Genomic DNA, 13,737 nt, shown 5'->3' with positions numbered 1-13,737 from the left:
ACGTACACACTTTTCTCCAGGACCAATTACCCTCGGCAGTGTTGCCAAAACCATTAAAGGTTTTTTAACCTGAACTGATTTTTCGGCAAAGCCATAAGCAGCATCTTGTCCGGCAACCACCATGGCCCGAACAGCGCCAATATATTGTGGTAATTTAAATTTGTGTGTTTTACTTTCGCCTTTGCCTATCGTAAATGGTCCCATAAATTTAACCACTGCTTTGAAACGATTTGCTTTGGCAGGGTTTAAGTTTTTATTGATACTTCCATCTCCACCAATGCTTAGGATGCGTTCCAGGTTACCGCCCCAGGCGCCTAATACGTAATCAAACAGATCCCAGGTTTTTACGCCCAAACCTTCTCGGGCATAGAATGCACCATGAGGGTCTGGTGTTTTAAAGCGTGTTAAATCTAATAAGCCTTCATCTACCAAAGCGATGGTATACGTCATCGCCTTGCCGTTTTGCTCAGCAATAGTGATAGAATTTTCCGTCTCAGGCTTGATTTTATCCAACATTTTAATGGTTGGCTTTAAAATCGTTTGAGGGTCTTCGACCGAAATTGGGATCGCACCATACATCCTGATTGGCAAATCGTTAACGGTTTGTGCATGAGGCTGCAACAGCGTAACGTTCGCGAAAACGTTTGGAGCCATTTCTTTTTCTGCCTTAAATTTATATTGTGTTTGCCCAGCCTTAGTATCAACCCAGAAAGTTTTTAAAACCCTGCTTCCGTTTTCAATTGAAATTAACGCTCTTCCATCTTTACCTGTCGGGATGGTTAATGTAATGTCTTCGCCAACCGTAAATTTTTCTTTATTAGCAGTAAATGACAACATAGATGCCTCGGTAGGATTTGCACCTTGCTCACGCTGAGCCCAACCTGGCCAGTCTACATATACTGATTTTCCGGTTACGTGTCCGCCATTTAAATCACGAACAAGGATGAGGTAGCGTCCCCATTCTGGTTCATCAATTCTTAAATTCCAGCTACCTTTACCGTTTGATAAATTAACCTGATGTGTTTCAACCAGTTTATTGTATTGGTTTTGGGTGAAATTTGCATAAGTGTATTGATCATCTTGTTCCCACCACCAACGCCACTGTGTTTTATACACTTCTAACTGAACTGTTTTGCTTCCACTTAACAGTTTTCCATCAGTATTTACATTTACAATTTCGATTTTATGATCTTTTCCGGTTACCAGCCTGCCGCTTAGCTTATCTCCCTTTGCCGGACGAATACCTAAATAGCTGCTGTAAACATGATATGGAATGCTCAGATTATCGATGCTGAAATTACCTCCGGGTTCAAAAACCTTTGTGGTAAAATTTGCTCGCAAAACGCCTGGAGCAGTGTTATTTTCAATGAGGTTGGTATTAATTTGAGCAGTGCCAGCTCCATTTAAAGTTCCTTCGAAAATGGTTTTAACCTGCGACTCAAAATTTACTGTTGGATTATCGAAACTGAAACCCTCGAAACCTTTAAACTTAGTTTCAGTGGTGTTTAAGTTTACATCAACCTTTGCTTTTAAATTTTGTGCCGGCGTACCAAAGAGCCATTTGGCCGATAGGGTAGCAGGTGATGTTCCAGCACTTAGATACGTTCTGTTACCAACGTTAAAATCGATTTTCAAACGGTTTGGCATCACCGTTTCGATTTTTAATGTTTTAGTAAATGTTGCGCCACCGGCTTTTACTTTCGCCATCCAGTTTCCAGTAGGAGCAGTATTTTCTGTTGCCGTTTTGAAACTATAGAATCCGTTTACTGGTCTGCCGTTAATTAACCGTTTATAAAGCTGACCTTTTGGATTATAAAATTCCATGGTGACAGGATAATTTGCAGGAAGCTTTTTCAGCTTATCTTCTAAAATAAAGGATACAAATAAGCTATCGCCTGGTCGCCACACGCCGCGTTCGCCATATATAAAACCCTTAAGTCCACTCTGCACCACATCTCCGCCAACATCGAAACGGCTTAACGGTAAAGAACTACCATCATCTAATTTTAAATAACCTCGTTCGGAACCATTTTTAGCAATCAGTAAAAACGGTTGGCGTTTCAAATCAAATCTGGCAAAACCATCTCCATCTGTTTTGGTGGTAAAGATAATTTGCTTTTGGTAATCCATAAGCTCTAAACTTACACCACTCATGGGTTTTGCGGTAAGTAAATCCGTAGCAACAATCAGCATGCTATTATCGTTGCCGCGTTTCGCAACCAAACCAATATTCGATGCAATTAAATTTCTGCTTGCCCAACGTTGATTGGTGTAAAATGATGGTGTGCAGGGATTATCTTTATCTGACCAGCGATAGTTTTGAGGATAATAATTGTTGTATCGTTGCCAAAAATCATCATCTTCATCAATTTTTTCTCCGTAATAGCCACCTTCTTCATCATAGTAACCTTCTCCATCATCGGTAGCTTTCTCATCATTTGCTTTACAATTGTATGCATTATATTCTTGCCTAAATGCAATCGTTACCCGATACATTGCCCCGGGCTCGGTGCGGATCATCTTATCTAAATCCAATGTAAATCGGTTTTTCTTGTGCAGATTCAAGGCTTTATCCTCATCCAGACGAACTGTTTTCTGCAAAATTGGTTTGGCTACCCTACGCAACTCGTTTGCATCTTTATAACTATTGGTTTGAAAAAACTGAGGAATATTATTTTCGTAGATTTTAATTACAGTAACATCAACAGCCTTTAAATTGATGGCTTCGAAAGGTAAAACCAACTTACCAGAATTTGGCAAAATGGTTCCGCCACCAGCAATAGTAACAGCAGGAAGTTTATCTTCGAAAACCAGATTTGCAGTTTTTCCTCCTAATAAAGTTTTTCCGTTAATATTTTCTATTCCGCTGTTCACGTTTAAAGTATAGTCGCCCTTTAATTCTTCGGCTGCGTAAACTTTTACCTGGCTGGCGTCGATGGTATAACGTAAATCGCTCAGGTTGCCTAATGAAATCATTCCAGTTAAATCCTGCCCAACTCCAATAGGCTCCGAAAATTGCACTAAAGCATAATCTTCTTCACCCTGGATGGCCTTCATATCCAGAATTTCAAATTTATTTAAAGCAGGAATTCTGACTTCTTCTTCACCTTTTTGTTCAGCATCGATGGCATCACCATCCCAATCTATTTTTAAAGTCTGGTCAGCGCCTTTCTTTTTTATACTATCTATGGTAAATTTGGAGATGTTTTTTGCAGGGTCATGTTGCCATTTAATTTTTAATTTCTGGTCGAAATCAAGCTCGATTATCTTTTCAATTTTTGAGGTTTCCTCTACATCCGCGGTAGCTACTTCTCCAGTGAGTTTCATATAATCAAGGGAAGTATTGTTTTGAGAAACCAGGCCATTTTGAGAAAGCATAACGCCGGGTGTAATTACTTTAAATTCAAAGTCAAAATCCTCCAAACCTTTTTCTGTAGCAGAAACTTCTGATAATTTGAAAGATGCTTCATATTCCTTACCGGATTTCAAATTCTCGTCAGGTCGAAATTCTACTGTTTGTGGATCTATCCAATAAGTTTTTCCTGAGATAGAAGGCGAAAAATCGAAGAGGTCGCGAGAATCAGGTTTACCTAAATCCTGCATTCCGGTAGCGGCGTTAGCTAGATGCACACGGATGTAACTCTTTTTTGAGATTGTGCCAGAAGTGTAGGCCTCGATATATTTCGCATAAGCCTGATTATCTTCATTCGATTTTTTCTTTCGATTGAAATAAAAAAACAATAAAGCTGCGATCGAAGCCGCTAATAAACCGATAAAAATAAATTTCTTTTTGGATGATGATTTGTAGGTAGAGGGTTGTTCCATTTTTGAAATTCTGATTAGATGTGATTCAAAATAAACTAAAAATCCCGTTAAAATAAACTATGTTGAAAATTAGCCTGTTGTGGGGATTTTGATTTATAATACTAAACCTATTGATTTTCTAATGGATATTTTGCGTTAATGTATATCTGTTTATAGTTTCCTTTTTTTTGCCGGTTTTTATCTATTATTTGTATTTGGCAGGGAAGTGATGCTGATCAAAAATAGCCCAATGAGCAGGTTTTATATTTGTTCCTTTGCAATGATTTGGATAAGTTTACAGATCAATCCCAATTCAACCAGATATGATTAAGAAACTATTGATTTTTTCAAGCCTGATTTTAACAGTTAATATTGGTTTTGCGCAACAGACAGATGTAGCGGAAGCAGTAAACCGGCTAACTAAGCTGATGATCTCTCCGGATAGTTTAGCGCTGAACAAGTTGGTATTGAATGATTTGAGTTATGGGCACTCGAGTGGTAAAGTAGAAACCAAGCAGGAGTTTATGCATGCATTGCTTTCTGGCGCTTCAGATTTTGTTGATATCAACTTAACTGATCAAAAGATCATCGTTCAAAATAAAACAGCTTTGGTGCGCCACACCTTAAATGCAAAAACGAATGATAAGAATATTCCTGGGACTGTAAAGTTACATGTTTTGCTTATTTGGAGTAAGGAAAAAGCTGGATGGAAGTTGTTGGGAAGACAGGCGGTTAAAGTGCTTTAATTGTGTTGTACTTTTTGTATTCTACGTTTCCAAACTTATACACTACTTTATCATAACTCCAGGCCGGTTAACCAATGGAATTTTTATCAAATTGGAGTCAATAATGCTTTCAGGAAGGAAGATGAATTTTTTATCATAAATGGTAGAACCAATATAATAGCTTAACCAGTATTCATTTGTTAGGCCGAAAACTTCAGGGTCAATAGCCTCAACGCCCTTAAAGTCATTGGCTTCCATATCGCCAATGAAATGTCTTAAAACAGATGTTTTAACTTGTTTGCCATCTTTCTCGCCATAACCTTTAGAACTAATTAAAACGTTTGTAATTGGCTCATTTTTTAGGTTGACAAGGTAAACCGTCCAGTTTTTCACTTCAGGAGTTTCACTCATGAGCACAACGGCCATTGCGATATCTTCTACGGTATTTTCTGGTAAATCTGCTTTCATTTTGACAGGGATAAAGGAGCAAAAAATAAGGATGATGAATTTCGATTATTAAAAAATAAACCTTAAATCCTTATTATTTGTTCAAAATTACTTCTTCTTCGCTACAGCCTTTTTCGCTGCCGGTGCTTTCTTTTTTGCAGGCGCTTTTTTTCTTTGTTTCAAAAGCATTTGGCACTTGCTCAACAATCATCTTTTTGATTACTTCCAAATCAACATCAGCCAACTCTTCAGCGGTATATTTTTGCTTTGTTACCTCGTTATTTCTTAACTTCAGCATCAATTTACCGAAACGAATAAAAGGTCCCCAACGGCCATTTTCAATTGAAATTTTTTCCGCATCCCAAACTTTAATGAATCGGTTAGCTTCTTTCTCCACTTTTTTACCAATCAAAGTCTCAATATCTGATTGTGTCAAATTGTCGAAATCGTAACCCTTTGCCGGGATATTTATAAATAAATCGTTCCATTTAATAAACGGACCGAAACGTCCTTTTCCTTTCGTTACACCCAAACCTTCGTAATAGGCAATAGGCGCATCCGCATCCATTTTCTCTTGTATAATCTGAACAGCCCGTTCATAAGTTACCGAAAGTGGCTCTTCATTTTTAGGAAGTGAGATAAAGGCTTCTCCCCATTTCACATACGGGCCAAACCGGCCCACGCCAACCATTACTTCTTTGCCTTCAAAATCTGGCAGTAACATCGGCAGCTTGAACAGTTGCAATGCATCATCTAACTGAATGGTAGCAACTGATTGATTACGCATTAAACTTGCATAACGCGGTTTTTCTTCCTCATCGAGCTCACCAATTTGAACCAGCGGACCGAATTTACCAACTTTTGTATATACGTTTTTACCAGAAGCAGGGTCAACACCGAGCAAACGTTCGCCAGTAGCACGTTCCGCAGTTTCAAGAGTTGTTTCTACCTCGGTGTGGAAAGGGCTATAAAACGAGTGTAGCATTTTAGTCCACTCTTGCAAACCTTGCGCAATCTCATCAAATTCTTTTTCCACCTTCGCAGTGAAATTAAAGTCAACAATTCCTTTAAAATGTTCAACCAGGAAATCATTTACCACTTCGCCGATATCTGTTGGGAAAAGTTTTTGCTTTTCAGCACCTGTAATTTCTGATTTTGTATTTTTTGTAACCTTTCCATCAGCTAAAATGATCGCTGTAAATTGGCGTTGTTTACCATCTCTATCTTCCTTAACAACATAGCCACGATTTTGAACCGTAGAAATGGTTGGGGCATAAGTAGATGGACGTCCAATGCCCAGTTCTTCTAATTTTTTAACTAAGCTGGCTTCTGTATATCTTGCTGGCGGACGAGAGTAGCGCTCTGTAGCCTGCATTTCTTTTAAAATTAATTCTTGTCCCTTGGCTAATGGAGGTAAAATCGAACCGCCTTCTTTTTCATCACCTTCTTCATCATCAGTAGATTCTAAATAGACCTTTAAAAAACCGTCAAATTTTAATACTTCACCTTCAGCAACTAAATATTCTTTTCGTGTTGAAGCGGTAATCTGTGCGGTTGTTTTTTCAAATAGAGCCTCGCTCATTTGTGAGGCAATTGAACGTTTCCAGATCAGGTCATATAAACGTCTTTCTGAAATATCCCCGTCAACCGTGTGGCGATCAAAATAAGTAGGGCGGATGGCCTCGTGAGCCTCCTGGGCACCAGCCGATTTTGTTCTATAAACCCTCTGTTGGTGATATTTCTCTCCGTAGGCTGATTTGATTTCGGCAGCAGCAGCAGTTAAAGCGGTTTCCGATAAGTTTACCGAATCGGTTCTCATATAGGTAATTTTACCGGCTTCGTATAAGCGTTGTGCAACCTGCATGGTTCTCGCCACCGGAAAACCTAATTTCCTTGAGGCTTCCTGTTGCAAGGTAGAAGTGGTAAAGGGTGCCGCCGGATTGCGTTTCGCAGGTTTGGTTTCTAAACTGGTGATGTCAAACTTGGCATTTGAACAATCCTGTAAAAATTTCTCGGCATCAGCTTCGCTTTCAAAACGATGAGGCAATTCTGCTTTTACAATCTCTTTACCTTTACCTGTAGAAAATTGTGCCGTGATTTTATAGGCAGCAGCTGCATTAAAGTTTTGTACTTCTCTTTCTCTATCAACAATTAAGCGCACTGCAACAGATTGTACACGACCAGCAGAAAGCGATGGTTTAACTTTTTTCCACAATACGGGTGAAAGTTCAAAACCCACTAACCGATCTAAAACCCGGCGAGCCTGTTGTGCATTAACCAGGTTGTAATCAATACTTCGTGGACTATCAATCGCCTTTAATATGGCAGGTTTCGTAATTTCATGAAAAACAATACGTTTGGTTTTCTCTTGTTTTAAGCCAAGCGTCTCAAACAAATGCCAGGAAATGGCTTCTCCCTCACGGTCCTCATCGGATGCTAGCCAAACCATTTCGGCTTCCTTTGCAAGTTTTTTAATTCAGCTACAAGCGCCTTTTTATCTGCCGGAACTTCGTATTTCTGTGCGAAATCATTCGCAATATCAATCGCCATATCGCCTTTAGCCAAATCCCGAATATGGCCATAGCTCGATTTCACAAGGAAATCTTTGCCTAGATAGCCTTCTATAGTTTTAGCTTTTGCGGGTGACTCTACGATTAATAAATTTTTGGCCATGAAATAACGATTTTGTGCAAATAAAGCTATAATTAAAGTATAAAACCAAACGTGAACAGAATTTTATACAAATTTTTTTTCAAAATCTCGTCAAATTCGATGCGGTTTTGATGCCTTAATCTACATTTTTTATAGTTCTTAAATTTTTGGAAAGCAATTTCAATGGTTTTAATTTCAGGCTTTGTCCCGCCCTATGTTTCAAATCCTCAACCTCGTACCTCGGTTTCCGGGTTTTTCACTCGGTCGGGTTTAGGTGGCCAGTGTAGTTAGGTTACAACAGCTGCAGGGCTTCTACCTATATAACCAATAAAAACGAAAACGCTTATTCGTTGCAAGTTCGAATAACTGCTTTTGAAAAACTGCATGAGGTAAACTAAACCCGATTGTACGGATGCCATTTTTCATGGCAGGAGGGAAAGCGGGACTATGATTGCCGATGCAGATATTGCGTTCGTTTCCTAATATCAATACTTTAATGAGCTATTCATCATTTTAGCATTTAATTTACAATCAAAAACCTGTGGAGAAAACTATTTGTGCATATATTCGTATATAAAAAGAAAAAACAATGATCAGCACAATTTTAATTCTATTAAATTTTTTGATGCCTACGCCGCCAAAAAATGTTTACGATTTTAGCTTTAAAACTATCGATGGTAAAGAGGTAAAACTTTCGAAGTTTAAAGGGAAGAAAATTTTAATCGTTAATACTGCCTCTAAGTGTGGCTACACGCCGCAGTATGAAGATTTGGAGAAACTTCAAAAACAATACGGCAAAAAGGTAGTGTTAATCGGGTTTCCAGCCGGAAATTTCGGCGGGCAGGAGTTTTCTACTAATGCAGAGATTAAGGAATTTTGCACAGGAAAGTACAACGTATCTTTTTTATTAGCAGAAAAAAGCAGCGTTAAAGGTGATGATATCAGTCCTTTATTTAAATACTTAACTTCGCAAACCAATACCGAAGAACAAGGTGATATTAAATGGAACTTTGAAAAGTTTTTAATTGACGAAAAAGGGGAGTTGGTGCATCGCTTTCGCTCAAAAACAAAGCCGATGGATGAAGCAATTGTAAAGAATCTATAAATAGGCTGGAAGATGCGAGATGTAAAATGGAATAATTTTCTCTTGCATTTTCAGAAGCAAAAAAGGTAAGATGAATTGGATTTATTTTCAATTCATTTTTACCTTTTTTTTTTAAAATTGAGATTTCGTGGGTATGGATGCCTTAGATTTTTTAAATCCTGTCATTCAATTTACATCTTCTTTTTCACGTCTTCAGTTAGTTTTTTCTAACACAGTTTTCCAAACCACAGCGCTTAAAACTGCACCAACAACCGGCGCTACGGCAAACAGCCAGATTTGTTTGATGGCTTCGCCGCCTGCTAAAACCGCAGGACCTATACTACGTGCCGGGTTCACAGAGACACCTGTAATTTTAATTCCAACAATATGGATCAGTACCAATGAAAGGCCAATGGCTAAACCAGCGAAACCACCGTTGATGTTTTTTGTTGAGGTAGCACCAAAAATTACCAGTAGGAAGATAAATGTAAAAACTGCTTCAGCAACAAAAGCTGCAGTAGAATTGTATTCTGCTAAGTAACCTTTGCCCCAGCCGTTAGAGCCTAAAGCCCATTCTTTCATCTCGAAGTTTTCCTGGTTACTTACGATTAAATAAAGTAAGCCCGCTCCTGCAATTGCACCTAAAACCTGAGCAACAACATAATAAGCTGCCTCGCCAGCTTTCATTCTTCCGGCCACAACCATACCAATTGAAATTGCAGGGTTAATATGGCAACCCGAAATGTGACCTATTGCATAAGCCATTGCCACAACAGATAAACCAAAGGCAAAAGAAATTCCTAATAACCCCACACCGGTTGTACCATTGTCACCGGCAATTACTGCGCTACCGCAACCCATTAAAACTAATACTAACGTGCCCAGAAATTCGGCACTGAATTTTGAGAATTTACTCGTCTCCATGTTATTTTTTATTAAAGATTAAAAAACAATAGGGGGAGATTTGCTGCAAATGTAAATGAAATATTACAATTTAAAAAGTCGGTATTTATTAACAGGAAACTGTTCAGCTCGAAATTTGATGGAAAAAGAAAGGGGCTTAAACCTTAAGCCCCAAATAAACCAAACAAACTATTTATGAAGTAATTATATAACCAACATCTTCAAAAAATGTTTGAAAATATTTTACCGTTTAGCAATTTTCTTAATAATATATATCTAGAAGAGGTTTAATTGATCTGGCTGATACGATGCAGGATCGAACTGATAAGTAGGGATTGCTGTGCTACTTTTACTTACATAGAACACCTCGGTCTCCTGGTATCGCGAAGCTACTTTAACAAAAGTATCGCCGGCTACATTTTTAAAAATACTTTCAACTAAGTCAGGGTCATTATTATCTTTCGATAAATGACTCAGCAACAAATGACTCATAAATGCAGGTTTGTGATTTTGGAAAAGTTCCAAAGCCTGTGTATTACTCAAATGCCCGTGTCCGCTGGTTATTCTTCTTTTTAAAAAGTAGGGGTAATTGCCACTGGCTAACATTTGTGCGCAATAATTTGCCTCTAAAAATGCAGCGTGGCAGGTTTTGAATTGGTTGATTAACCGGTCGCAAACCGAACCAATATCTGTAAAAACACCTACTTTAACGTTATTGCATTCAACCGTAAAACTATAAGGATCTGCAGCATCATGGAATTTAGAAAAAGCAAAAATGTTAAGACTTCCTATTTTGATTTGCTGTGAGTGCGAGATCGGAAAAATGTTTTCTTCGTTTAATATGAGTCTGCTGCTTTTGTAAGTTGGTGTGCTAATGTAAACCGGTAAGCCATGTTTCTTTGCAAAAACACTCAAACCCTTAATATGATCGCTGTGTTCATGAGAAATGAAAATCGCTTTGATTTTATCGATCGATAATCCTAATCGGTTAATTCTCAGTTCAACTTCTTTGCAAGTTAATCCAACATCAATTAAAACCGCCTCGTCTTCATTGCCAACATAGTAACAGTTACCGTTACTTCCCGAGTTTATTGATGTAAAATATAATGCCATTTTGAAACCGCAAGTTACGGCTAATTTGCATAATGATAAAGTAAATTAAACCTTAGTACCGTTATATTCCACCAACCGCGAAAGTAAAGGCAGAAATGCCTGAATGAGTGCAATCTCTTCTGCTGAGAATATTTTTTCCATCGTTTGTACGAGCCATTCTTCTTTGATTTTTCTACTGGCTATAATATGTTTTTCTCCAAGTTTAGTTAAGCTGATAAAAACTTTTCTCTTGTCGTCTTCACTCGGTTGTCGCTCAACACATTTTGCCTCAACTAACCGATTGATGATTTGAGAAATTGCCTGTTTGGAAACCCGCTCCATTTCAGCCAGTTCAGTGGAAAGTAACATGCCATGCTGTTCTAATAATGACATCGTGAGTAATTCTGCGTTGCTAAATTCAGAGCTCACATTCTGTTTTCGCAACTGCCGGGTAAGGCGTGTTACGGTACTTCTTAATTTTGCAGCAATTTCCTGAGTTGGTGTTGGCATTTCTTTAGTAAATAAACTTTACAAATATAATGTTATTTTAATTCAAAAGTATCTACTTGTTTGCCAGTATACTTAAATTTGTGAGTTTAAAATGATAAATTTTATGATTATTAGCTTTATCAAGTCAAACAAAGTTTATACTTTTGTAAAGTTACTTTACTATTTTTGATATGACAATTTTTCGTTCACTCAGACATTATAATTATCGATTATTTTTTTCAGGTCAGGCTATTTCGTTAGTTGGTACATGGATGCAGCGTGTTGCAATTAGCTGGCTAGTTTACCGGTTAACGGGTTCTGCTTTTTTGCTCGGACTCGTAACTTTCTTAAGTTTAATTCCATCATTGGTTCTGGCGCCCTATGCCGGCAGTTATGTAGACAGGCATAATAAGTACAAGATATTGATTATTACACAAGTGATTTTGATGTTGCAGGCCGGTGCTTTAGCTTTAATGATTTGGTTTAAGGTTTATGATATATTTTGGATTGCTGCACTTTCATTGGTGCAAGGTTTGGTGAACGCATTTGATGTAACGGCCAGGCAGTCGCTGATGGTTAATTTAATTGATGATAAGGAAGATTTACCGAATGCCATTGCTTTGAATTCATCTGTTTTTAACGCTGCAAGATTAGTAGGGCCAGCATTGGCAGGAGTAATTTTGAGTACTTTGGGCGAGGATATCTGTTTTCTGATCAACTTCCTTAGTTTTATTGCAGTGCTTGGTTGTATGGTGATGATGAAATTAAAATTAACAGCACATGCAAAATCAAAAGAAAATATCTGGATTGACCTTAAAAAGGGCTATGATTATTTGAAAGCATCTCCAGATCTGGCATCAATGATTTTAATGATGGCTGCATCGAGTCTTCTGGTGATTCCCTTTACCACTTTATTGCCTGTTTTTGCTAAAGATGTTTTTAACGGAACGGCTACAACGTTTAGTTGGTTTGAAAGTGCTGCCGGTTTTGGAGCGTTTTTCGGAGCGATTTATATGGCAACTTTAAAAGTGAAACAAAATCTGCAAAAGATAGTGATGGTTTCAGGGGTACTTTTGGCGGTTTCTGTAGTGGCATTGGCCATTAGTCCATCGCTAATTTTGGCTTTAATTTGTACAGGTTTGGCAGCACTTGGTTTAATGGCGCAAACGTCATCTATCAATACTTATTTACAAACACATGCTGATGATGTAATGCGAGGAAGAACCCTAAGTTATTATATTATGGCTTATCAAGGGGTTTTGCCTCTTGGGAGTTTGCTTATGGGTTATCTGGCCCATCAGTTTGGTACACAAACAGTGGTGGCCTTTGAAGGAATCGCAGGTTTGCTTATTGTTGGAGCTTTCGTTTATAATGAAAAGCACCGTAATGAGATCAGAAGAAATACGATTTCATTAACCTAATGAACCACCAACTTGCAATCAACCATTACTTTTTGGTAGTTCTGAATTTCAATGTCATCATTAATCAGCTGCAATAACAGTCTCATTGCATTTTCTCCCACAGATTCAGGGTTTTCTTCAACCGATGCTATCGGAGGAAAATCCAGATAGCTGATTAACGAAGTGTTACCAAAACCGATACACTCGATTTTATCAAAGTTGGGGTATTCAACTGATTTCAAATACTTAATGGCATCAAATAATATGGGCTCCTTAAAAGCAACCAGTGCTGTTGGCGTGTTTTCTGAACTTTTAAAAAGGCTTTGAATGGCAGTAATGGTATTTTCCCTATCAAAATCAGTATAGGCTACCAGATCAGATGAAAATGAAACGTCATTATCTTTCAAAGCGTTAATGTAGCCGTTAAACCGATCATGCGTGAAACTGATCATTTTCGGTCCACCCAAATACGCAATTTTTTGATGGCCTCTGTCAATTAAAAATTGTGTTGCCTCATAGCATCCCTGAAACGTATTGCCTAAAACCTTATGACAGTTCAAATTGAAACTTGGATTTCTGGTATAATAAACAACAGGTGTGCCCATGTTTTCAAACTGATCAAAATGGGAAAAATTTTGAGTTTGCTTCGATATGGCTACGATCAACCCGTCAACACGACTTTTGAGCAGTCTGTTTGCAGATTGAATTTCCTTTTCCAAATCATCATGGGTTTGACTGATGATGATATTGTATCCATTTTCAGTGGCGAATTGCTCAACCCCGTAAATGCTCCTCGTAAAAAAAATGATCAAGCAGATTTGGTAGAATAACCCCTATAATCCGCGATTTCCGTTCTTTTAGGTTTATGGCCGATTTATTTGGGGTAAAATGTAACTCCTTCGCCATTTCCTGAACACGTTTTTTAGTGTACTCATTTATGGTTGGGTAATTATTCAGCGCTTTTGACACTGTTGAAACTGACATCTTCAGCTTTTCAGCGAGAAATTTCAATGTTATAGGAGTATTTTGCTTCATCTTGTCCAATCGCTATTGCATAGATAAGGAAAATTTCTCAATTATTTCAAACGTTTGAAATGTCTACGCGACTGGATTTATTGCCCTCTCACTATAGAATCAAGGT

Annotated in this window: 11 protein-coding genes and 1 pseudogene; 3 read left to right on the top strand and 9 right to left on the bottom strand. The window is 38.0% G+C overall.

The features are described from left to right. A partial coding sequence (locus ON09_RS17130) for an alpha-2-macroglobulin family protein (RefSeq protein ID WP_010602290.1) occupies positions 1 to 3,825 on the bottom strand: 3,825 nt, incomplete at its 3' end. 302 nt (positions 3,826 to 4,127) lie between these two features. On the opposite strand from ON09_RS17130, the gene ON09_RS17125 reads away from it, so the two are divergent. Continuing rightward, positions 4,128 to 4,550 (top strand): nuclear transport factor 2 family protein, encoded by a 423-nt coding sequence (locus ON09_RS17125; protein WP_010602289.1) that lies wholly within the window; start codon positions 4,128 to 4,130, stop codon positions 4,548 to 4,550. Between the two features lie 42 nt (positions 4,551 to 4,592). On the opposite strand, the gene ON09_RS17120 is transcribed toward ON09_RS17125, so the two are convergent. The 3 genes and pseudogenes from ON09_RS17120 to topA all read right to left on the bottom strand — a co-directional run. Beyond that, complete coding sequence (locus tag ON09_RS17120) at positions 4,593 to 4,997, bottom strand: hypothetical protein (RefSeq protein WP_010602288.1); 405 nt, start codon at positions 4,995 to 4,997, stop codon at positions 4,593 to 4,595. Between the two features lie 73 nt (positions 4,998 to 5,070). Continuing rightward, the gene (locus ON09_RS26680; RefSeq protein ID WP_316927815.1) at positions 5,071 to 5,667 is read right to left on the bottom strand and encodes a topoisomerase C-terminal repeat-containing protein; all 597 of its coding nucleotides are present in this window, start codon (positions 5,665 to 5,667) and stop codon (positions 5,071 to 5,073) included. A gap of 93 nt (positions 5,668 to 5,760) precedes the next feature. Further along, positions 5,761 to 7,649: pseudogene (gene topA / locus ON09_RS17115) on the bottom strand (type I DNA topoisomerase); the annotation flags it as partial. 568 nt (positions 7,650 to 8,217) lie between these two features. On the opposite strand from topA, the gene ON09_RS17110 reads away from it, so the two are divergent. Beyond that, entirely contained in the window at positions 8,218 to 8,733 is a 516-nt protein-coding gene (locus ON09_RS17110) for a glutathione peroxidase (protein WP_010602287.1), read from the top strand. Positions 8,734 to 8,925: 192 nt separating this feature from the next. Here the strand turns inward: ON09_RS17110 and aqpZ are convergent, their stop codons facing one another. From aqpZ to ON09_RS17095, 3 genes are all read right to left on the bottom strand, one after another. Next, positions 8,926 to 9,636: an aquaporin Z gene (gene aqpZ, locus ON09_RS17105; RefSeq protein ID WP_010602286.1), complete on the bottom strand. Its 711-nt coding sequence runs from the start codon at positions 9,634 to 9,636 to the stop codon at positions 8,926 to 8,928. A 255-nt stretch (positions 9,637 to 9,891) separates the two neighbouring features. Beyond that, a complete protein-coding gene (locus ON09_RS17100) occupies positions 9,892 to 10,728 on the bottom strand; it encodes an MBL fold metallo-hydrolase (RefSeq protein ID WP_010602285.1) in 837 nt (278 codons plus the stop codon). A gap of 45 nt (positions 10,729 to 10,773) precedes the next feature. Then, positions 10,774 to 11,217: a MarR family winged helix-turn-helix transcriptional regulator gene (locus ON09_RS17095; RefSeq protein WP_010602284.1), complete on the bottom strand. Its 444-nt coding sequence runs from the start codon at positions 11,215 to 11,217 to the stop codon at positions 10,774 to 10,776. A gap of 170 nt (positions 11,218 to 11,387) precedes the next feature. On the opposite strand from ON09_RS17095, the gene ON09_RS17090 reads away from it, so the two are divergent. Continuing rightward, positions 11,388 to 12,617, top strand: a complete 1,230-nt coding sequence (locus ON09_RS17090; RefSeq protein WP_010602283.1) for an MFS transporter — start codon at positions 11,388 to 11,390, stop codon at positions 12,615 to 12,617. On the opposite strand, the gene ON09_RS17085 is transcribed toward ON09_RS17090, so the two are convergent. Both ON09_RS17085 and ON09_RS26865 read right to left on the bottom strand, forming a co-directional pair. Next, positions 12,614 to 13,408 (bottom strand): substrate-binding domain-containing protein, encoded by a 795-nt coding sequence (locus ON09_RS17085; RefSeq protein ID WP_010602282.1) that lies wholly within the window; start codon positions 13,406 to 13,408, stop codon positions 12,614 to 12,616. The genes ON09_RS17090 and ON09_RS17085 overlap by 4 nt on opposite strands. Then, positions 13,371 to 13,631, bottom strand: coding sequence for a LacI family DNA-binding transcriptional regulator (locus ON09_RS26865; RefSeq protein WP_010602281.1), 261 nt, complete (start codon positions 13,629 to 13,631; stop codon positions 13,371 to 13,373). The genes ON09_RS17085 and ON09_RS26865 overlap by 38 nt, the downstream gene beginning before the upstream one ends. Between the last annotated feature and the right edge of the window lie 106 nt (positions 13,632 to 13,737).

The sequence above is a fragment of the Pedobacter agri PB92 genome (assembly GCF_000258495.1).
Taxonomy (GTDB): domain Bacteria; phylum Bacteroidota; class Bacteroidia; order Sphingobacteriales; family Sphingobacteriaceae; genus Pedobacter; species Pedobacter agri.
Note: the sequence above shows the minus strand (reverse complement) of the source record. Positions and strands in the feature narration are given on the sequence as shown.